Source organism: Pandoraea capi (assembly GCF_902459735.1).
GTDB lineage: Bacteria > Pseudomonadota > Gammaproteobacteria > Burkholderiales > Burkholderiaceae > Pandoraea > Pandoraea capi.
Genome location: NZ_CABPRV010000004.1, coordinates 321,300 through 342,325 on the forward strand (window position 1 = coordinate 321,300; position 21,026 = coordinate 342,325).

General features: G+C 65.0%; 20 protein-coding genes. 8 read left to right on the forward strand and 12 right to left on the reverse strand.

Going from position 1 to position 21,026, the window contains the following annotated elements:
• Positions 1 to 9: 9 nt before the first annotated feature.
• Entirely contained in the window at positions 10 to 1,242 is a 1,233-nt protein-coding gene (locus PCA20602_RS11475) for an efflux RND transporter periplasmic adaptor subunit (protein ID WP_150721332.1), read from the reverse strand.
• A 491-nt stretch (positions 1,243 to 1,733) separates the two neighbouring features.
• On the opposite strand from PCA20602_RS11475, the gene PCA20602_RS11480 reads away from it, so the two are divergent.
• The 4 genes from PCA20602_RS11480 (at position 1,734) to modC (ending at position 5,581) form a co-directional block, all read left to right on the forward strand.
• Positions 1,734 to 2,402 carry a TetR family transcriptional regulator gene (locus PCA20602_RS11480; RefSeq protein ID WP_069342655.1) on the forward strand — a complete coding sequence of 223 codons (669 nt, stop codon included), beginning with the start codon at positions 1,734 to 1,736 and terminating at the stop codon, positions 2,400 to 2,402.
• Between the two features lie 481 nt (positions 2,403 to 2,883).
• Entirely contained in the window at positions 2,884 to 3,717 is an 834-nt protein-coding gene (gene modA, locus PCA20602_RS11485; protein WP_246182129.1) for a molybdate ABC transporter substrate-binding protein, read from the forward strand.
• A 60-nt stretch (positions 3,718 to 3,777) separates the two neighbouring features.
• Positions 3,778 to 4,476 carry a molybdate ABC transporter permease subunit gene (gene modB, locus PCA20602_RS11490; RefSeq protein WP_150721333.1) on the forward strand — a complete coding sequence of 233 codons (699 nt, stop codon included), beginning with the start codon at positions 3,778 to 3,780 and terminating at the stop codon, positions 4,474 to 4,476.
• Complete coding sequence (modC, locus tag PCA20602_RS11495) at positions 4,466 to 5,581, forward strand: molybdenum ABC transporter ATP-binding protein (RefSeq protein ID WP_150721334.1); 1,116 nt, start codon at positions 4,466 to 4,468, stop codon at positions 5,579 to 5,581. The genes modB and modC overlap by 11 nt, the downstream gene beginning before the upstream one ends.
• Before the next feature lie 101 nt (positions 5,582 to 5,682).
• On the opposite strand, the gene PCA20602_RS11500 is transcribed toward modC, so the two are convergent.
• The 5 genes from PCA20602_RS11500 to PCA20602_RS11520 form a co-directional block, all read right to left on the reverse strand.
• A complete protein-coding gene (locus PCA20602_RS11500) occupies positions 5,683 to 5,967 on the reverse strand; it encodes a pentapeptide MXKDX repeat protein (RefSeq protein ID WP_150721335.1) in 285 nt (94 codons plus the stop codon).
• Positions 5,968 to 6,076: 109 nt separating this feature from the next.
• Positions 6,077 to 6,895 (reverse strand): molybdopterin-dependent oxidoreductase, encoded by an 819-nt coding sequence (locus tag PCA20602_RS11505; protein WP_150721336.1) that lies wholly within the window; start codon positions 6,893 to 6,895, stop codon positions 6,077 to 6,079.
• Positions 6,896 to 6,944: 49 nt separating this feature from the next.
• On the reverse strand, positions 6,945 to 7,580 hold the full coding sequence (locus PCA20602_RS11510) for a cytochrome b/b6 domain-containing protein (RefSeq protein ID WP_242559382.1): 636 nt from the start codon (positions 7,578 to 7,580) through the stop codon (positions 6,945 to 6,947).
• A gap of 154 nt (positions 7,581 to 7,734) precedes the next feature.
• Positions 7,735 to 8,250, reverse strand: a complete 516-nt coding sequence (locus PCA20602_RS11515) for a winged helix-turn-helix domain-containing protein (RefSeq protein WP_150721338.1) — start codon at positions 8,248 to 8,250, stop codon at positions 7,735 to 7,737.
• Positions 8,251 to 8,269: 19 nt separating this feature from the next.
• Positions 8,270 to 8,887 (reverse strand): SRPBCC family protein, encoded by a 618-nt coding sequence (locus PCA20602_RS11520; RefSeq protein WP_150721339.1) that lies wholly within the window; start codon positions 8,885 to 8,887, stop codon positions 8,270 to 8,272.
• A 323-nt stretch (positions 8,888 to 9,210) separates the two neighbouring features.
• Between PCA20602_RS11520 and PCA20602_RS11525 the strand changes: the two genes are divergently transcribed.
• Positions 9,211 to 10,251: an XdhC family protein gene (locus tag PCA20602_RS11525; protein ID WP_150721340.1), complete on the forward strand. Its 1,041-nt coding sequence runs from the start codon at positions 9,211 to 9,213 to the stop codon at positions 10,249 to 10,251.
• Positions 10,252 to 10,469: 218 nt separating this feature from the next.
• On the opposite strand, the gene PCA20602_RS11530 is transcribed toward PCA20602_RS11525, so the two are convergent.
• Positions 10,470 to 10,919, reverse strand: a complete 450-nt coding sequence (locus PCA20602_RS11530) for a carboxypeptidase-like regulatory domain-containing protein (RefSeq protein WP_150721341.1) — start codon at positions 10,917 to 10,919, stop codon at positions 10,470 to 10,472.
• A gap of 102 nt (positions 10,920 to 11,021) precedes the next feature.
• A complete protein-coding gene (locus PCA20602_RS11535; RefSeq protein ID WP_150721342.1) occupies positions 11,022 to 12,566 on the reverse strand; it encodes a DegQ family serine endoprotease in 1,545 nt (514 codons plus the stop codon).
• Positions 12,567 to 12,872: 306 nt separating this feature from the next.
• On the opposite strand from PCA20602_RS11535, the gene PCA20602_RS11540 reads away from it, so the two are divergent.
• Positions 12,873 to 13,259, forward strand: coding sequence for a hypothetical protein (locus PCA20602_RS11540; RefSeq protein ID WP_150721343.1), 387 nt, complete (start codon positions 12,873 to 12,875; stop codon positions 13,257 to 13,259).
• A 128-nt stretch (positions 13,260 to 13,387) separates the two neighbouring features.
• Here the strand turns inward: PCA20602_RS11540 and PCA20602_RS11545 are convergent, their stop codons facing one another.
• Positions 13,388 to 14,806, reverse strand: a complete 1,419-nt coding sequence (locus PCA20602_RS11545) for an ATP-binding protein (protein WP_150721344.1) — start codon at positions 14,804 to 14,806, stop codon at positions 13,388 to 13,390.
• The gene (locus PCA20602_RS11550) at positions 14,806 to 15,528 is read right to left on the reverse strand and encodes a response regulator (protein WP_174980994.1); all 723 of its coding nucleotides are present in this window, start codon (positions 15,526 to 15,528) and stop codon (positions 14,806 to 14,808) included. The genes PCA20602_RS11545 and PCA20602_RS11550 overlap by 1 nt, the downstream gene beginning before the upstream one ends.
• Before the next feature lie 365 nt (positions 15,529 to 15,893).
• Between PCA20602_RS11550 and dacB the strand changes: the two genes are divergently transcribed.
• Entirely contained in the window at positions 15,894 to 17,483 is a 1,590-nt protein-coding gene (gene dacB, locus PCA20602_RS11555) for a D-alanyl-D-alanine carboxypeptidase/D-alanyl-D-alanine endopeptidase (RefSeq protein WP_246182130.1), read from the forward strand.
• Positions 17,484 to 17,737: 254 nt separating this feature from the next.
• Complete coding sequence (locus PCA20602_RS11560) at positions 17,738 to 18,685, forward strand: sterol desaturase family protein (protein WP_246182131.1); 948 nt, start codon at positions 17,738 to 17,740, stop codon at positions 18,683 to 18,685.
• 73 nt (positions 18,686 to 18,758) lie between these two features.
• On the opposite strand, the gene PCA20602_RS11565 is transcribed toward PCA20602_RS11560, so the two are convergent.
• Positions 18,759 to 19,820, reverse strand: a complete 1,062-nt coding sequence (locus PCA20602_RS11565) for an L-threonylcarbamoyladenylate synthase (RefSeq protein WP_150721345.1) — start codon at positions 19,818 to 19,820, stop codon at positions 18,759 to 18,761.
• Between the two features lie 3 nt (positions 19,821 to 19,823).
• Positions 19,824 to 21,017: a 5-(carboxyamino)imidazole ribonucleotide synthase gene (locus PCA20602_RS11570; RefSeq protein ID WP_150721346.1), complete on the reverse strand. Its 1,194-nt coding sequence runs from the start codon at positions 21,015 to 21,017 to the stop codon at positions 19,824 to 19,826.
• Positions 21,018 to 21,026: the final 9 nt, after the last annotated feature.

Below are 21,026 nucleotides of genomic sequence, written 5' to 3' on the forward strand. Positions count from 1 at the left end.
GGCTCCGCGTTATTGGGCTTTGGCGCCAGAGGCGGCGTCGGCCTGCGCTGCGCTCGCGGCGGCCGGTGCGCTCGCACCTGCCGGCGCCTGCGCCTGAGCACCCGGCAACTGCGCCGGCACTGCCTTCGCGGGCGCGCCCGGGCGCACCTTTTGAAGACCGGCCACGATCACCTGATCGCCTGCCGCCAGACCCGAACTCACCAGCCACTTGTCGCCGACCGCGCGGTCGGTCACAAGCTGACGCAGCTCGACCTTGCCTTCCTTGTTCACGATGAGCGCCGTGGGCTGACCCTTCTGGTCACGCGTCACGCCTTGTTGCGGCACCAGCAGACCGCCGTCCTTCACGCCTTCCTGGAGCTTGGCGTGCACGAACATGCCGGGCAACAGCTCGCGGTTCGGGTTCGGGAAGATCGCGCGCACGGTCACCGAGCCGGTCGTCTGATCGACCGTGATGTCCGAGAACTGGAGCTTGCCTTCGAGCGGGTACTTCGTGCCGTCTTCCAGCGTCAGCTCGACCTTCGCGGCGTTCTTGCCCGCGCTCTGGAGCTTGCCGTCGGCCAGTGCACGACGCAGACGCAGGCCATCGGCGGCCGATTGCGTCACGTCCACGTACATCGGGTCGATCTGCTGCACGGTCGTCATGAGCGTGGCGGCGCCGGACTGCACGTAGGCGCCTTCGGTCACCTGCGACAGACCGGTGCGGCCCGAGATCGGCGCCGGCACGTCGGTGTAGCCGAGGTTGATCTTCGCCGTATCGACGGCCGCCTTGCCGGCCTGCACATCGGCGTCGGCTTGCAGTGCGGAGGCCACCGCGTTGTCGTAATCCTGCTTCGACACGGCTTCGACGGCGACCAGTTGCTTGTAGCGGTCGGCCAGCAGCTTGGTCGATGCCTGATTCGCCACGGCCTTCGCGAGCGTTGCTTTGGCATTCTCGAATGCGGCCTGATACGTTGCCGGATCGATCTTGTACAGACGCTGGCCGGCCTTGACGTCACCGCCTTCGGTGAAATCGCGCTTGAGCACGATACCGTCGACTCGCGCACGCACGTCGGCGACGCGGTAGGGCGCGGTGCGGCCAGGCAGGTCGGTCGTCAGCGTGACGCTCTGGGGTTGCAGTGTCACGACGCCGACTTCCGGCACCATGCCCTGCGGCTGCTGCGGCTTCTTGCCGCACGCGGCCAGGGTCAATACCGCGAGTGCGACGGCAGTGACCATCCCCAGTGAACTTCTCTTGACGTGCATATACGCCCCCGATAAATGGAATGCGGTCAAACAAAATGACGAATACGTTGCGACGATTGCGACGGCGAAGGCTGGTCCGCAATCCCGTCGCACAAAGGCGGGCGGCGAATGCCAAAAGGCCCGGGTGAGCGGGCCATCGGAGACAAGCCCGTCAGGCGGGCCAACAAGACGTCCCCGGGCGCGGCGTTCACCGCGCACGCTGGCACTCGTTTGAGATCGTCGAACAGGCTCCGGGACATCAGGCGACCCCGACTGGCGCACCTAACATCGATTCAGACGGTGCGCCTTGGTCAAATCGCTTACCCCGGTCAGGGAGTTTTCCCTTAGAGGAGGCAGCTTAAATGGTCCCTGTGCAATAGAGCAAGCGGCTGCTATTATAGATACATTCATGAATGTATGTAAATCACATCGCGTCGCACCATAGTGTGGCGTGGTTTACATGACATTTCACAAATCCCGGCGCCCTCCGGCGCTCGCCCTGTGACACGACGATGGCCCGCAGAACGAAAGAAGAAGCGATCGAGACCCGCAATCTGTTGCTGGATACCGCCGAGACGGTGTTCGCCCAGAAAGGCGTGTCGCGTACGTCGCTCGCCGACATCGCCGAAGCCGCCGGCCTGACCCGCGGCGCCATTTACTGGCACTTCAAGAACAAGATCGATCTCTTCAACGCCATGACGGATCGCATCCGCCTGCCGATGGAGCGCATGATCGACGAAGAATGCACGGAGCCGGAAAACGGCGATCCGATGCAGCGCATGCACGAAATCTGCAAGCTCGTGCTCAAGGAAACCGCGCGCAACGAACGCCGCCGCCGCGTGCTCGACATTTTGTTCCACAAATGTGAATACACGAACGAGATGCTCTCGGTGCTGGAGCGTCAGCGCGAAGCCTGTGCCGACGGCAAGCAGCGCATCATGCGTGACATGGAGCGCGCCATCGAGCGAGGCCAGTTGCCCGCCGCCCTCGACACCCGCCGCGCCGCCATCATGCTGCATGCGCTCGTGGTCGGCATGATGTCAGACTGGCTGTTCCTGCCCGATTACGATCTCGGGGTGGAGTGCGACGCCGTGGTCGATGGCTTCTTCGACATGCTGCGCACCAGCCCGGCGATGCTCCGCCCCAGCGGCAAACCCGTGCACAGCGCCCTGCCTGCCTGAAATCGCAGGGGCGATCGAAGCGGCACTTACCGCCCCTCGCGATTTACTACATATATTAATTAGCAGGCCCGCCGAATCCGGCCTTCCGGTCTCCGCTCTCACCGCCCCCGCTCCCCCGCACCGCCTCACGCCGACACCTGCCGCGCGCTCGCGCCGCGATGTCAGGCGCATGTGCACACTGTCCCGATTTTTCGATTCGGTGCGCGGCGTCGCCGCGCCGGACGGCATTCGAGCGCCGTGATACGGCGTATACCTGTACAGCGTGGCAGCGTTATATATAATCCTACACAACGCGTTGCGCACCCCGCGCAACCGACGGTCCGGCCTCGCTGCCCGACCGTATCCATGTGCCGGCTCGCGGCGATTCGAAAGGGATCAAGGGTGATCGAGGGTGATCGAACGGGAAGTCCGCCCCGACGTCACCGTCATTCGCGCCGATCATCGAGCCTGCCTGGCCCATTACACGCTGGAGACCACTTTCGTGAAAGCTGCTGTCGCAACCACCGTCACCGTTAGCCCGAAGTCCCAAGCCACACCGCGCGCCGGCACGATGCTGCGCCGCGTTCTGAGCGTTGCCGCCGTCGGCACGAGCCTGTTGTTTGCCGGCCACGCTGCGGCCCAGCAAGTGTTTGCCGCCGCCAGCATGAAAGACGCCCTCGACGACCTGTCGGCCGCCTACACCAAGGAAACGGGCAAGAAGCCGGTGCTGGTCTACGGCGCCAGCTCGACGCTCGCCCGCCAGATCGAAAAAGGCGCACCGGCCGACGTCTTCATCTCCGCTGACCAGGACTGGATGGATTACGCCCAGAAGCACGACCTGATCGACACCGGCACGCGTCGCAATCTGCTGGGCAACGAACTGGTACTGATCGCGCCGGCCACGACCACGGGCGACGTCGACCTCAAGTCGGGCGCGGACCTCGATGCCAAACTGGCGCAGGTGCCGAACGGCAAGCTCGCCATGGGCGACCCCGCACACGTGCCGGCTGGCCTCTACGGCAAGGCCGCCCTCGAGAAGCTCGGCATCTGGTCGAAGGTGCAGGGCAAGGTCGCCGCCGCCGACAACGTGCGTAACGCGCTGCTGCTCGTCGCGCGTGGCGAAGCCCCGTACGGCATCGTCTACAAGACGGACGCCAACGCCGAGAAACGCGTGCGCATCGCCGGCACCTTCCCGGCCGACAGCCATGCGCCGATCGTCTACCCGGTGGCCGTGACGAAGCAGGCCAACCGCGCCGACGCCGATCCGTTCTACAAATTCCTGCAAACGCCCACGGCGCAGGCAACGTTCCAGCGTTTCGGCTTCAGCCGTCCGTAAGCGCATCGTGCGGACAATGCTGACGCAACAGGCACAACAAGCACTACGGAAATCACCGTCATGGGCCTGACCTCGGAAGAATGGGGCATCGTCGAACTCAGTCTGCGCGTAGGTCTGTGGGGCACGCTTTGCAGCCTGCCCTTCGCCTACGCTGCCGCCTGGCTGCTCGCGCGCCGTAGCTTTCCCGGCAAGGCGCTGCTCGATGCCATTCTGCATTTACCGCTCGTGCTGCCGCCGGTCGTCGTGGGCTTCGCGCTGCTCGTGCTGTTCGGCGCGCAAGGCGCCATCGGCAAATTGCTGCGCGAGTGGTTTCACTTCACGTTCGCCTTTCGCTGGACGGGTGCCGCGCTGGCCGCCGGTGTGATGGGTTTCCCGCTGCTTGTCCGGGCGATCCGGCAGGCGCTGGAAGCGTCCGACACCAAGCTGGAACAGGCCGCGCAAACGCTCGGCGCCGGCCCCTGGCTCACGTTCCTCACGGTGACCCTGCCGCTCACCGCCACCGGCGTGCTGCACGGCTTCGTACTGGCGTTCGCCCGCGCACTGGGCGAATTCGGTGCGACGATCACGTTCGTCTCGAACATTCCGGGGCAGACGCAAACGCTGCCGCTGGCGATCTACACGGCCACGCAAGTCCCCGATGGCGACGCAATGGTCTGGCGCCTGTGCGCGATTTCGGTCGTGCTCGCGGTCGCCACACTCATCTTCTCCGAAGTCATGATCCGCTTCGGTAATCGCAAGGCGCTCGGTTATGACGGTTGAAGTGCGTCTCAAGCATCGCTTCGGCGACTTCTCGCTCGACGCCGAGTTCGCCGCCGGTATGGGCGTGACGGCGCTGTTCGGGCCGTCCGGCAGCGGCAAAAGCACAGTGGTCAATGCGGTGTCCGGGCTGCTCAGGCCCGATGCCGGGCGCATCGTCGTGGGCGACGACGTGCTCTTCGACAGCGCCGCCGGTGTCGCCCTGCCGACCTGGCGTCGTCGCATCGGCTACGTGTTTCAGGACGCGCGACTGCTGCCGCATCTGACCGTTCGCCAGAACCTGCTCTTCGGCCGCTGGCTGAGACGGCGCGACGTGGCCGCCGCCGGCAGCGGCGCCATCGCGCTGGAACATGTGGTCGATGTGCTCAACCTCGGGCACCTGCTGAGCCGGCGTCCCGGCGCGCTGTCGGGCGGAGAGAAGCAGCGTGTGGGCATCGGCCGCGCGTTGTTGTCGTGCCCGCGCATGCTGCTCATGGACGAGCCGCTCGCCTCGCTCGATCACGCGCGGCGCACGGAGGTGCTCGACTACCTGAACCGTATTCGTCATGAGTTGAAGTTGCCGGTGCTTTACGTCACGCACTCGCTGGATGAAGTGATGCGGCTGGCCGATCAGGTGGTGCTGTTCAAGGAAGGACGTACGATCTCGCAAGGGGCCCCGGCCGACGTGCTCAACGTGCATCGCGACGCGCTCGACGGCACCGCGGAGTCGCCGGGCACGGTGCTGGAGACGCGCATCGTCGCGCATGACGCGCAGTACGGTCTGACGGAACTGGCCGTGAACGGCAACGACGCGATCCGGCTGCGTGTGCCGCGTGCGGGTGGCGAAGCGGGCGACGCGTGTCGCATTCTGGTGCGCGAGCGCGACGTCGCCGTGGCCACGTCGCCCCCGGTCGACACCAGCGTACTCAACGTGTTGCCCGCCACCGTGAGCGCGCTGCGTGATCTTGGCGATTCGGTCGAGGTCACGGCAACGCTGACGGGCAGCAATCACCACGACAGCGGCGTTACGCTGCGTGCGCGCATTACGCGCTTCTCCGCAGACCAGTTACGCCTCACACCGGCGCATAACGTGTATCTGCTGATCAAGTCGGTCGCCCTGACTCGCTGAGCGGACTCGCGCCGCGCGAGCCATTCGCATCCGAGAAAAAGCACAAGGCGTCGCAACGGAATCCCGTTGCGACGCCTTGTCGCTGTACCACGACGACGAGCTTACTTGCTCATCGCATCGCCCTTCTTCATGGCGTCGCCTTTGCCCATCGCATCGCCCTTCTTCATGGCGTCGCCCTTGCTCATCGCGTCGCCCTTCTTCATGGCATCGCCCTTGCCCATCGCGTCGTGCTTGGCCATGGCATCGCCCTTGCCCATCGCATCGTGCTTGGCCATGGCATTGCCCTTCGACATGGCGTCGCCCTTGCTCATGGCGTCCTGCGCAAAGGCTGCGCCCGTGCAGAGTGCCAGACCCATTGCCATCACTGCCAGATATCGCGTCTTCATTGCTGTTACTCCTTGAGTGAGAAATTTCCAGTGAGACGTTTCCTGTCCGTCTCCTAAATCGTGCAGTCATGCGAACCGGAGGGTTTCAACGCCGCTCCGGCTTTTCGCATCAACTGCCTCCGAACCAGTTGTAGCCCTGGTCCTCCCAGTACCCACCCGAGTACGTGTTGGTCACGTAGATCGCCTGGATATGTTTGGGATTTTTGTAGCCGAGCTTCGTGGGCATGCGCAGCTTCATGGGGAAGCCGTACTCCCGCGGCAGCGTCTGGCCGTCATACGTGAGCGCGAGCAGCGTCTGCGGATGCAGCGCCGTCGGCATGTCGATGCTCGTGTAGTAGTCGTCCGCACATTTGAAGCCGACGTACTTCGCCGTGGTATCCGCGCCGATGCGGCGCAGGAAGTCGGCGAACGTCACGCCGCCCCAGCGGCCGATGGCGCTCCACCCTTCCACGCAGATGTGCTGCGTGATCTGCTCGGCAGCTCGCACGGACGCAAACTCGCGCAGGGCGTCGAGCCGCCAAGACGCCTTGTCCGCGATGAGTCCCGACAACTCCAGCCGGTAATCCGCTTCGTCCACGACCGGCGCTTCGTCGATCGAGTAGAACGCATTGAACGGGAACGGCCGGGTAATGGCGGATGCGGGGAACGTCGGAGCCAAAGCGTCCTTGCGAAACAGAGCGGCCTGCACACGATCGTTCCAGCGCGAGATCTTGGTCAGCGCCGATTCCACGCTCGCGTTGTTGTCGAGCGAACACCCCGTGAGCATTGCCACGCCGCCAAGCGACAGGGTGCGCGTGAGAAAGGCCCGTCGCGAAGGCTCCGTCACCCGGCGCGACACCAGCGCGCGCGCCTCGCGGAGAATCGCGTCGCCGTCCTGGATGACCGGCGCATTGGGCGTCATGATGTAGGGTTTGCGTTCTGAGGTCATGGCAGTGCCGTCCGTCTCTCTAGTCTTTCGCTGTCGGTACGCGATGGGCTTAGCGCCCGGTGATCATGGTTCGCAGCGTGCGCGGCACGAGCGCCACCATCGCCACGTGAATCACGATGAAACCCACCAGTCCGGCCATCGCGAGGAAATGCACCAGTCGCGCCCCCTGGAAGCTGCCGAAGAGCACAAGCAGCCAGCCGAGCTGGATCGGCTTCCAGATCGCAAGCCCCGAAGCGACGAGCAGGATGAGGTCGAGCACCGCAAACAGATAAGCGGCACGTTGCACCTGGTTGTAATGACGGGGATCGTCATGCGTCAGACGGCCACGCAGGGCGGCGAACAGATCGCGCACGATGCCCAGCGGCGTAAGCGGAAAGAAGCGTCGGGAGAAGCGACCGCTCGTGAGGTTGCTCAGCAGGTAGATCAGGCCGTTGGCGGCCAGCAGCCACATGGCGGCGAAGTGCCATTGCAACGCACCGCCAAGCCAGCCGCCGAGGGTGATCTCGTTCGGGAAGCGGAACGCAAAGATCGGCGACGCGTTATAGATGCGCCAGCCACTCATGATCATCACGATGACCGCCAGCACATTGAGCCAGTGCGTGACACGCAGCCAGGCGGGCTGGACGGGTGCGCTGCGCACGGGAGGCTGTGCCGCAGGCGGCACTGACTTCGTCAAGGTGGACATCGGAATCTCCATCGCAGAGGTGTCTTTCGATGGAGTTAGTGTCGCGTCGCAGCGATGCCAAAGTCCTCACAAAAACTTAACGTTTTCGTGAAAATCTTCGAAATCGCGGAATAACGGATGAAAAACGGTGTTGATGCGGCGCGCGAGGCGCCCCCTAGGACGCCGGATCGGGATCGACGCTCCCGCCGCCCTCGCCGCTCTCGCGTTTGAGATAGGCGTCGAAGGTCGGCACGTGGGCGTCGAGCAACGCGCGGATTTCCTTGATAAGCGTGTCGTAATGCGCGACGAGGTTCTGCGCGAACGGCGTGAGTTGCGCCCCGCCGCCGGACACCCCGCCGATATGCCGTGTGACGAGCGGCTCGCGGAATTCGTGGTTCATCGCCTCGACCAGCAGCCACGCACGGCGATACGACATGTTCATGCGGCGCGCCGCCGCCGAGATCGAGCCGGTTGCGTCGATGGCCCGCAACAGCGTCACACGCCCCGGTCCGAACACCGGCGTCTCGCCGTCACGAATGCGCACGCGCACGTCATATCCCGCCACGCCTGGAGTCACCGGCTCCTTGCCCGCCGCCTCCAGCGCCTCGGCGGTGGCGAGCAGTTCACGGGCCAGCGAGTCGCGAGCCGTATCGTCGCCCGTGTCCGGACGTCCCGCGTCCGACGTGCCCATCCCCGTCTCCTGACGTCGCTCAGCCGGCATGATTGCCCCACATCACGATGAAGATCAGGATCAGCAGCGCCGCCGCCCACGGCCACCAGCGCGCCATCTTGCCGCGCGTGGACGGCATGTCGCGCATCGCGGCGTCCGTGGCGAGCGCTGCGGCCACTTCGCCGTCGGCCGCGACGGGGTCGTTCAGTTTGTGATGCGGCGCAATGGCCGCCGTCAGACGACGGAAGAAGGTGTCGGCAAGCTGACTGGCGGCGCCATCCACCTGCGGCGTGTCGAGCCCGGCGAACTCGCCGCCGAACTGCGCTTTCAGGTCATACGTGATCAAAGTGTTCATCGGTCCTTGCGGCTGCAACGTGACCACAGCCCGGCCGTGCGTGAGCCCGGCAGACGAGCCCAGTCCGTCGAAATTCAGTGTGTACGAGGTCGGGACGACCACATCGGTGAGCTTGATGCGACCAGTCCAGCGGCCGCCCACCGGGCCAAGCGTCGCAGCCACGACGATGGTCCACGTCGTGTCGTCGATCCGCTCGATGGATTCGCATCCTGGAATGCACCCCTGCAAGACGCCCGGATCGTTGAGTGCAATCCACGCGACGTCTCTGGCGACCGGCAGTTGCCGACTGTTTCGAAGTTCCATTGCCCCTCTCCCTGGTATCCGTTGTGTACGGACGCTCGTCCCGCCTTCAGCGTTGTACGGAGTTGTCGTGGCCTTGTCTCGAACATTGAACTATTGTGACACGAGTTACCGTCCGACGATTGACACCGCCCCTCGTCGCGCTCACATCGCACCGACATCGCGCTCGCGTCGGGCTGACAACCGGAATATCCCCTGAAATACAGCGCGAGCCAAGGCGAGATATACTCGCCGCATCACATTGAGCGGCGTCCCATTGGAAACCACGCCTCATTCGGCCTGTGGATCGACGGTCGCCGCTCGCGTATTGGCGAAGGAAGCGTGTTATGGACAGTGTCGATCTGGAAGTGCTGAAGTCCGCCGTACAGTGGACCCGCGCAGGCTTTTTCGTCACGCTGGGCACCGTTGTGCGCACCTGGGGCTCGGCCCCCCGTCCCGTGGGCTCGATGCTCGCGATCCGTGAAGACGGCCACATGGTCGGCTCCGTGTCGGGCGGTTGCGTCGAGGACGACCTCATCCTCCGCATTCGTGGCGGCGACTGGCCGCAAGATCGGCCGCAGGTCACGAGCTATGGCGTGACGGCCGAGGAAGCGCATCGCTTCGGCCTGCCCTGCGGCGGAACGCTGCAACTGGTGCTCGAACCGGTTCGAGAGAGCTCGCGCATCGCCGAGCTGCTCGACACCATCGGAAAATTCCGCCTCGTGGTGCGGGAACTGGACATGAAGACCGGCGCGGTGCGCATGGCGCCAGGTCACCAGACACCGTCGGTCGAATTCGACGGTGAACGCCTCATCACCTCGCACGGCCCGCGTCATCGGCTGGTCGTGATCGGCGCAGGACAGTTGTCGAAGTACGTCGCCAGCATGGCCAGTGCGCTCGACTATCACGTGATCGTGTGCGATCCGCGCACCGAGTATGCCGACGAATGGCAGGTGCCCGGCACCGAACTGTCGCGCGAGATGCCGGACGACCTCATCGTGCGCCTGCAACTCGACTCGCACAGCGCCGTGCTCACGCTCACGCACGACCCGAAGCTCGACGACATGGCGCTGCTCGAAGCGCTCAAGTCGCCGGCGTTCTACATTGGCGCCATCGGCTCACGCGTGAACAACGCCCGGCGTCGCGAGCGGTTGTCGCTGTTCGATCTGAGCACGACCGAGATCGAGCGTCTGCACGGCCCCGTCGGCATGCATCTCGGGGCGCGCACACCGGCCGAAATCGCCGTGGCGATCCTGGCCGAGATGACGGCCATCAAGAACGGCATCGCCGTCACGCAAACCTTCGCCGTCCGCCGCGATGGCGACGAGGATGCCGACGACGGCGAACCGCGGGACAACACTTCCGCCGAGTGCCGCAGCGCCGCCTGATTCGCGTGGCCTGATTCACGGGACTAACTCACGGGGCTGAAATCGGCACCGGGTGAGGTTCGCCCGCCCATTCCCGCACCAAATCCCGCACAAAAAAAAGCGCCGCCATGATGGACATGGCGGCGCAACTCGCTCACTCGTTGCAGAGTGGTACTGCTCGGTGCTGCCTGGGTTACCTCGTCATCCGTGGAACTTCACTTGCCCGACCGATCGGCACATCAATCGTGCGGCCACAGAAATGTTGCGACGGCGTGCCCCTTGGCCGAAACCTTCACATCCTTCGTCATGGGCTTGCCGTTGTAGGTCGCCTTCACGGTGTAGTTGCCTTCGGGCAGCTTCACCAGCATGAACGGACCTTTCGAACGCGTGTCGAGCACGGTCGCGCCCCCACGCATGATCTGCACCTGCGCATCGGCGACGTATTCGTTCGCGCCATCGCCGCGTGCCGCCATCTCGATCGACAGCGGCCAGCGCGACGCTTCACGCTTGAAAGCCCCCGACTCGTCGCTGTCGATACCACCCGAGACGTATGTCACGTTGCCCTGCTGCATCGACGGGGGCAGCGTACCGCCCTGTGCATGCGCGACAGAGATGCCGCCCAGCCCACCCGTCAGTGCTGCGGCGGTGGCCGCAGCCACCGTCCAGCGTTGCCATTGGTTCTGCCACATGTTCAACCTCCCCTTGCATGACTTCACGATGCCGGATCGTACCGAGGTTGCGGCCTCGGTACTCAGGTAGCGCATGGCATCCCTTGGCGGTCTTCGCGACGTTTAGCCGAGATCGACCGGGATGAAAATCTGTTGCCCGTCGCGCTGTACGAGCAACGCGACATTATTGCCCGCTTTCTTGAGCTTATCGCTCAGTTGCGCAGCGCTGGTGACCGGGGTGCCGTTGAGCGACAGAATGATGTCGCCCGCCTCCACACCGGCCTGTGCCGCAGGACCGCCGGCACGCGCGACGAGCAGCCCGTTCGTGACCTGCGCCGAACGCTTCTCTTCCGGCGACAGCTCCCGCACCGCCAGCCCCAGACGGCCGTGCGTGGCGGAATCGTCGGCATTCGCAGCGTCCTTCTTCTCGTTGAGCGCTGCGACCTTCACACTCACGTCCTGCTTCGCGCCGTTGCGCCAGATCGTGAGCGTCGCCGTCTGCCCGGGGCGCATATCCGCGATCTTCTCCGGCAACTGCACCGAATCGTCGATGTTCGTGCCGTTGACCGCGAGAATCACATCACCCGGCTTGAGATCCGACTTCGCCGCAGGCCCGCTCTTGTCGATGGACGACACAAGCGCGCCCGTAGGCTTGGGCAGACCAAACGACTTCGCGAGCGACTGATTCACTTCCTGAATCGCGACGCCGATGCGACCGCGACTCACCTTGCCGTACTGCTGCAACTGCGTCTTGACCTTCATGGCCATGTCGATCGGAATCGCGAACGACAAGCCCTGGAACCCACCGGTACGCGAGTAGATCATCGAGTTGATGCCGATGACCTCACCATTCAGGTTGAACAGCGGACCGCCCGAGTTGCCCGGGTTGACCGGCACATCCGTCTGAATGAACGGGGTGTAGTTCTCGTCCGGCAGCGCACGCGCTTTCGCCGACACGATGCCCGCCGTCACCGTATTGTCGAAGCCATACGGCGAACCGATGGCCACGACCCACTCGCCCGCCTTCGACTTCGACGGATCGCCGATCTTCACGGTCGGCAGGTCCGTCGCGGCAATCTTGAGCAACGCCACGTCGCTCGCCTTGTCGCTACCCACGACCTTCGCCTTGTACTCGCGCTTGTCGGTGAGCTTCACCGTCACCTGACTCGCATCGTCCACGACGTGCGCGTTGGTGAGGATGTAACCGTCCGGGCTCACGATGAAGCCCGAACCGAGACTGCGCGTTGGCCCGCTGCTCTCATCGCCATCTCCATTGTCACCGCCGTCGTTACCGGGCGCGCCATAGAAGTGACGGAAGAACTGGAACAGAGGGTCGTTCGGATCCATGCCCGGCGGCAGTTGGTTCGCAGCCGAGCCATGTTGCGCCGAAGGTTTCCCATCGTGCGTCACACTAATGTTGACTACGGCCGGTCCGTATTGTTCCGCCAGTTGCGAGAAGTCCGGCACAAGCATGCGCGGAGCGGTATTCGGGGTGTTTTGCACGTTGGCGACGGGCGTGGCCGCAGCGCCGCTTGCCGCGCTGGCGTCGCTGACCATCTCCGAGGCGAGCGGCGCCTGCCAATGCTGACGTCCCGCGACGTACCCGCCCGTCAACGCGACGAGCACAGCACCAGCAACCAGCGTACGAGTGAGCTTTGAGGTCCGCATGAGTCTCTCCTTACCGACAACCCTGTTTAACCACGTTTGAACATGACTGCCATCGTAGAGACGCTCCCTTAAGACAACCTTAAGAGCCCACTTCCCGCGCAAATGCCGGCAAAACATCGGACGTCGACCTCAAAACGTCACCCATCGGAACCCAATTCGGCCCGTGCTGCGTGCTATGCGTTACGGCTTCAGGCGTTTGAAGGCGCAGCTCACGTGGTTCTCCTTGCGAATGCGAGGCACCGCTGTCTACGGTGGCACAGTGGCGCAATTCCGCGTCGCAGGTTTTTCGTCTACAGGAGAATCACGATGCCTACGCAATCCGATCGCAACTTCCGCCGGACCACTCGCTGGATGGGGGCTGCCGCCTTGTGTCTGACGTTCGCCGTGTCGGCACATGCCGCGTCAGGCAATGGCAATGGAATGGGCACACAGGGACCGGCGGATTCGACGCCGATGCAAGGACAGATGTCCGGTCAGATGCAGGGGCAGAACGGCGCCTGCTCGAAGGATTCGCCGTCCGATCAGGCGATCGTCGGCAAGTCGCTCACCGAAGCGAAATCGATGCTGCAAGGATGCCCGTGGCGCATCGGCATGCAGGACGGCAAGGCCATGCCGACCACGCGTGACCACCGGCCGGATCGCCGCACGCTCACCATCGAGCACGACAAGGTCACGGATGTGACGCGCGGATAAATACGTCGACATTCACGTCGACACTCACGCAGATAACACGCCGATGCGTGCCGCCGTACGTCGTCAGCGCGGTGTCGGGCGAGGTCATGCCTGCACCGCGCGCTACCTCGCCCGTCACGCCAAAGCCATCAGAGCGCGGGCGGCACCGACGTCGCACCGCCGAAGCTCACGCGCACACGCAGCCCCCGGCCGTTGCGTCCATCGAACAACTCCACGCTCGCGCCATGCGCTTGCGCGATGTTGCGCACGATGGCAAGACCCAGACCGCTGCCTTGCGCACGCGGCGCGGCGTTGTCGTGCTCGGCGCTCGCTGAGGACGGCGCCTCCTGCGTGGCCGCAGCGGATGACGAAGTCGCCTCCACCGACGCCGCGCCACCACGGAAAAAACGATCGAACACGCGCTCTCGCTCAGCAGGCGCAATGCCCGGCCCGGTGTCTTCGATTTCGACGACCGGAGACGGTGTCGCCGACACCAGACGCACATCCACATGTCCGCCGGGCGGCGTGTACTTCAGCGCGTTGTCGACGAGATTGCCGAAGAGTGTCTGCAACGCGTTTGCATCGCCGCGCACGCGACTGATCGCCGCGAGCGCATCCGGCGCATCGAGCCCCAGATCGATGCCGCGTGCCACGGCCAGCGCCGCGTGATGCGCCACCACGTCTTGCAGCAACGGCGCGAGCGGCATGTCGACGAACGCCGATGCCGCTCGCGTGGCATCCGGCTCCTGACGCGCCAACGTGAGCAACTGCGCGACCATATGCGACGAGCGCCGCACGCCTTCACGCAGATCGCGCATCGCCTCGGCGCGCTCCTCGTTCGTCTGCGCGCGTTCGAGCAGTTGCACCTGAAGTTGCAGCGCGGCCAGCGGCGTGCGAAGTTCGTGCGCGGCATCGGCAACGAACGCCTTTTGCTGCAAGAGCGCTTCGTCGAGTCTGCCGAGCAGGCTGTTCAGCGCGCGCACCAGCGGACGGACTTCGTCCGGCAAGCCCGCCTCGGGAAACGCTTCCAACGCGCCTGGCGCACGCGCATCGAGTGCCTTGGTGACGCGACGCAACGGCCGCAGGCCGCGTCCCACGACGATCCACACGAGCAACCCGAGCAGCGGCATGGCGATCACCAGCGGCAACAAGGTGCGTAGCGCCATCGAGACGGCGAGCGAATCGCGGATGACCATGGGCTGCGCCAGTTGCACGACGTTGTCGCCCACGAGCGCGGCATAGACACGCCAGTCGCCGGCGGGTGTCTGCACCGTGGTGAAGCCGAGTTCGGCGCGCGGCGGCAGCGGCGTGCGCGGGTGCGAGTAGTACAACTCCACCCCGTTGCGGCTCCAGATCTGAATGACGAGCCCTTCCGTGTCGTTGTGTTCGCCCGGCACGCTCGAGAACGATTCGGCGGGCAGCGACAACGCCATCTGCTGCAACTGGAAGTCGAACAACTCGTTGGCTTCGGTACGCGCCTGACGGAAGATGGCGATGCCCGCGAGCACGAGCGCTATCGCCAGCGTGATCAGCAACCCGACGAGAAGACGACGGCGGATCGAGCGCATCAATTCGCCTCCGACGCCGTGCCGGAGGCCGGTGCGATGCCGTCCTGCGGCCCGGCGGGCGACATTTGCGCGGGCATCATATAGCCCACGCCGCGCACCGTCCGGATGGCCTCCGCGCCCAACTTCTTGCGCAAGCCGTGAATGTGCACCTCGACGGCGTTACTGGCCACCTCTTCCCCCCATCCGTAGATGCGCTCTTCGAGTTGCGATTTGGACAGCACCGCGCCCGGGCGATTGAGCAACGCTTCGAGCACCGCATATTCACGCGCGGAGAGCACGACCGGTGCGCCCTCACACGTGACCTGACGCGTGGCCGGATCGAGCACGATGCCGCCATGCCGCAGCAAGGGCTCGCTGCGCCCCGCCTGACGCCGCACCAGCGCACGCAACCGCGCGGCCAGCTCATCGAGATCGAACGGCTTGACGAGGTAGTCGTCGGCACCGGCGTCCAGTCCCTTGACGCGATCGGCCACGGCGTCGCGTGCCGTGGCGATCAGCACCGGCAACGTCTGGCCGCGCCCACGCAGGGTGCGCAACACATCGATGCCGTCGCGACGCGGCAAGCCGAGATCGAGCAGCAAGGCGTCGTAGGACTCGACGGAAAGTGCATCGAGTGCACGCTGCCCGTCGCCGACATGGTCGACGGTCCAGCCGTCCTGGCGCAGACCTTTCGAGACCGCCGTGGCGATCATCGTATCGTCTTCCACCAACAAAATTCGCATGGTTCAGGCACCGTTTGAGGCGTTGTCCGGGCTCAGCGCGTCGCATCGTATGAAACGCATGCCACGTTGCGTGATGTTGTCTTCGAGTGACAATTGCCGGATTTCGACTCATTGTAGCCACAGTTCGTTGCACGGCGGATTTACAATGTCACGCACGCGCCGCGCGCTCAGACGCACTCGCGGCCTACCTTTATGCCTAACTGCGTTGCCGCGTGTGCATCGCCCGACTCCGGTCTGTCGTGCATTCCGAGCGTCACCCCGAGTCATCCGAAAAGCACCGCACGCAACGCTGGAGAACCTCGCCCGTCATGCGCGTCCCTCGCCTGCCCCGACATTCCTCGCCGCTGCTTCGCTCCGCTTCCCTCGTGTTCGCTTCCTCTGAAATGCCCCATCTCCAGATCGTCAGTCCCCGTCAGATGGCGCGCGCCTGCTGCGCCGCGTTGGCGCTGGCGATGGTTGTGAGTGCCCCTGCGCAGGCCAGGCCCGAGAAGTCGGCGAAGTCCGCGAAGTCGACCAGACTCGTGAAGGCCAAAGTGCCGAAGGTGCCGGTCACGCCCGCGCGTGCCACGGCGTTGCCCGCGCCGCTCGCGCGCGCGCTCGCCGCCAGCAAGGTACCGGCGTCGCACATCAGCCTGATCGTCGCCAAGGTCGACAACCCGCTGCAAACGCGCGGCGAGGTGCCGGCGCCGATGCTCGCGCTCAATCCGAACGTGCCTCGCAACCCTGCGTCGACGATGAAACTCGTCACGACGATTGCCGCCCTCGACACGCTCGGCCCCGATTACCGCTGGCGCACGCAGGCGTACACCGACGGGCAATCGGATGGCCGCACGCTCAACGGCAATCTCTACTTCAAGGGCACGGGCGATCCGAAGCTCGTGCCTGAAGAGATGGAAAAGTTCATCGCCGAGTTGCATAACGCGGGGGTGACGAACATCAACGGCGATATCGTGCTCGACCGCTCGGCGTACAGCGCGGACATCGGTGCGCAAGGCCCCATCGACGGCGACACCGACCGTCCGTACAACGTCTCGCCGGACCCGCTGCTGTACTCGTTCAAGGCGATGTCGTTCAGCTTCACGGGCAACCCGAACGGCACCGTCGATGTCGGCGTGCTGCCCCCGATGGCCAATCTGCAAGTCTCGAACGAGATGTCGTCGACGGCCGCCGGCAACTGCGGCGACTGGCTCGCTCGCATTCATCCCGCCCTGAGCACCACACCCGACGGCGCCTACGTGGCGAGTTTCTCCGGGACCTACCCGGCGTCGTGCGAAGACAAGGGATGGAACATTGCCGCACCGGATCGCGACCGCTTCTTCCTTGGCGGCTTTCGTGCGCTGTGGCAAGCCTCCGGCGGACAGTTCAACGGCAATGTGCGCACGGGCGTCGTGCCGCCGGGCGCACGTCTGCTCGTCACGCATCGCGGCCAGACGCTGGGCGAAGTCGTGCACGACATGAACAAGTTCAGCAACAACGTGATGGCGCGCCAGTTGTTCCTCACGCTCGGCCTGCCTGCCGACGGCAAGACGCCCGCGAGCATTGCACGCTCGCGTGAGGTGCTCAATCGCTGGCTCGACAAGAACGATCTCGCCGCGCCGGGCCTCGTCGTGGAGAACGGCTCGGGGCTGTCGCGCATCGAGCGCATCAGCGCAGCAGAGCTGGGACGTCTGCTGCAACACGGCATCAACAGCCCGACCGGGCAGGTGCTCGTCGAGTCGATGCCGACGGTCGGCGTGGACGGCACCATGCGCAATCGTCTGACGAATCGCGATGTGGCGGGTAACGCCCACATCAAGACGGGTACGCTCGATGATGTCGGTGCCGTGGCCGGCTATGTCGCGGCGCGCTCGGGCAGCGTGTACGTAGTGGTCTCGCTGGTCAACGACCCGCGGGCGAGCAACGCGCGAGCCTTCAATGATGCCCTGATCTCGTGGGTGTTTGAAAACGCGCCCTGAAGCAAGACAGTCGCAAGTCTCACGCCGTCCGCAGGATCATCGTCAGCACGCGATAAGCACACCGTAAGCCCGTAACTCCGCATTAAAATGCGACATATCGGGCTTACGGCTCGTATTTGACGTTTTCCTCTAACCCCGACGCCGACGCGCCACATTCGCGTCAGAATAGACGTTCCATCGGTGCCACCCGCGCCAACCCTACGAGATGCGGGGACACCGGTTCAGATGACCCTATCGTGAGGAGACGCGAGGTCATGAACGTCGAATTGATCCTGCTGGCGCTCGCGCCGGTATTCGTGCTGTGCATCGGCATCGAGGCCTGGTACTGGCGACGCCGCCGCCCCGGCATGTACAGCCTCAAGGACACCCTCAGCAACGCCACGCTCGCGCTCATGCATCAGGGCGCGGACAAGCTTGCCTGGCTGCTCATCGTGCCGTTCTACGCGTGGCTGTACGACCATCACCGCATTTACACGATGCCCACCGGGTGGCTCGGCTTCCTGCTCCTCTTCGTCGTGCAGGATTTCCTCTACTACGTGTTTCATCGCGCCAGTCATCGCATTCGCTGGCTCTGGGCGGCGCATGTCGTGCATCACTCGTCGGAGCGCCTGAATCTGTCGACGGCCTTCCGGCAAAGCCTGATGTATCCCGTCGCCGGTATGTGGCTGTTCTGGACGCCGATGGCACTCATCGGCTTCACGCCCGTGCAGATCGTCGGCGTGGTACTGCTCAATCTCGCGTTCCAGTTCTTCGTGCATACGCAGGCGATTCCCAAGCTCGGCTGGCTGGAGTATGTGCTCAACACACCGTCGATTCATCGGGCGCATCACGCGCGCAATCCGCGTTACATCGACAGGAATTACGCGGGCGTGCTGGTCATCTGGGATCGTCTTTTCGGATCGTACGTCGAGGAGAGCGACGCCGAGCCATGCGAGTACGGCATCGTCGACCCGATCCATACGCACAATCCGATCACGCTGACGTTTCACGAATGGCGCACGATGGCGCGCGACGTCTTCACGATGCCCGGGTGGCGCAACAAGTGGATGGCGTTGTTCGGACCGCCGGAGTGGCGGCACGCGTGGCAGGTGTCGCATGCGGGCGCAGCGACGGGCAGCGGTTCGGGCGGGTCGGGAACAGGGGAAATGGTAACGCCCGATGCACAGGCACCGGGTGTCGGCGCCATGCAGAAACACCTCTGACGTTTCGATGCGATGAAGCCTTGGTGTCGCCCCGCATCGAACGGCGGGGCAGCCGCTTCAGCGCTTGTACGCTTCAGGCGCGCTCGAATGCCGCCGCGGCGCGGCCGAGGCGATCGCCCACTGCCGCCCATGCGGGCGTGTCGGGTAGACGTTCGAAGAGGATATGCGTGACGTTGGCGCGATCGAGGCGTCGCAACATCGCGTACAGATCGGAGGCGAGCGCCGTCGGCGTTGGCGGCAGCACGATCGTCATCACGTCATTCGACGCGGTTACATCGGACGGCAGTGTCGCCAGCGTCGGCGCGAACGCCACGACCGCCACGCGCTCGCCCGCCGGATGCACGGCCAGCGCCGCCGCGAATTGCGCGGCGTCGCACAGATACAGCGGCGTGCGCGGCGCGTAATGCGCCTTGAGCGTGCCCGAGGCACGCGGCGCATTGCTGTCCTGTCCGGGCAGACGCGGCATCTCGCCCAGCACCTCGGCGATCTGCTCAGGCGTGATGTGGCCGGGACGCAGCAGCGCCGGGAACCCACGCGAGAGATCCACGATCGTCGATTCGATCCCGACGGCAGCCTCGCCGCCATCGAGCACATGAACCGTGATGCCCGGCAACCCGGCGAACTCGTCGCGTACGTGTTGTGCGGTCGTCGGGCTCACCTGACCAAAACGATTGGCCGACGGTCCGGCCACACCGCCCTGTCCGCCCTTCACGCGCTCGAACTCGCGCAGCAACGCCTGCGCCACCGGATGCGACGGGCAACGCAGCCCCACGGAATCCTGACCGCCGGACACGGCATCGGGAATATGCGGGGCACGTTTGAGGATGAGCGTGAGCGGACCGGGCCAGAACGCGTCCATCAGCTTGCGCGCCGCGGGCGTGACGTCGTCGCTCCAGTAGCCGGCGTCGCCGTCCGGAGAAAAATGCACGATGACCGGATGGTTCGCCGGACGCCCTTTCGCCGCGTAGATCGCCGCCACGGCCGCCGGATTCTCGGCGTCGCCACCCAGGCCGTAGACCGTTTCCGTCGGGAACGCGACCAGCTCACCGGCAGCCAGTTGCGCTGCCGCTTGTGCGATAGCTTCGGCCGGCGGCATGACGATACGCGGCACGGCAGGCGTCGTGGATGTTGCCATCGCTCAGTCTTCCAGCGGGATGTCGAGGCTTGCGGCGGCCGTCACGCACGCGTTGCGCGCTTCGTCGAGCGATGCGCCTGCGAACGTGATGTGACCCATCTTGCGGCCCACGCGCGCGTCTTCCTTGCCGTACAGATGCAGGCGAGCGGACGGCAGCGCCGCCACGCTGGCCCACGCGGGGGTACGCGGCAGATCCTTGCCCGGCCCTTCGAACCAGACATCGCCGAGTACGTTGAGCATGACCGCCGGCGAGTGCTGACGTGTCTCGCCGAGCGGCAGCCCGGCCATCGCGCGCACTTGCTGCTCGAACTGGCTCGATGCGCAGGCATCGATCGTGTAATGACCGCTGTTGTGCGGACGCGGCGCCATTTCGTTCGCCACGAGCGAGCCGTCCTTCAGAATGAAGAACTCGACGCACAGCACGCCCACGTAATCCATTTGCGACGCAATCGCGGCAGCCGCCGCACGCGCGGCATCGGCCAGTGCCGGGGCGGCATCGGGCGCGGGCACCGTCGTGGTGGCGAGAATGCCGTCGATATGCACGTTCTGCGCGAGCGGATAGGTCGCGACAGTGCCGTCTGCGCCGCGCGCGCTGAGCACCGACACTTCGAATGCCAGCGCCAGACGCTTTTCCAGCACGCACGGCACGCCGCCAAGTGCGGCGTAAGCCTCGCGGGCCTCGGCAGCCGTATTCACGCGCACCTGCCCCTTGCCGTCGTAACCGAGGCGCGCCGTCTTCAGAATACCCGGCAGCACGCTCTCGATAGCGGCGTCGCCAATGGCGGCGAGCCCCTCGTTCGATTCGATGACCAGATGCGGCGCCACGGGCACACCGCAGCGCTCGATGAAGCGCTTCTCGGCGACCCGGTCCTGGGCGATCGCAACGCAGCGGCCCGCCGGGCTCACGGTCGTGGTTTGGGCGAGGAAGTCGAGCGACTGGGCCGGCACGTTCTCGAACTCGGTCGAGACGGCAGGACACAGCGCGGCGAGTTCGGCAAGCGCCGTCTCGTCACGGTAATCGGCGACGATCAGGCGGTCGGCGACAGCGCCGGCCGGACAACGCGGGTCCGGGTCCAGCACGCAGACCTTGTAACCCATCGACTGGGCGGCAAAACAGAACATGCGGCCGAGTTGGCCGCCGCCCAGCATGCCCAGCCATTGGCCGGGAAGGACAGGCGCAGCGGAGGCAGAATTCATCTTCGGTCG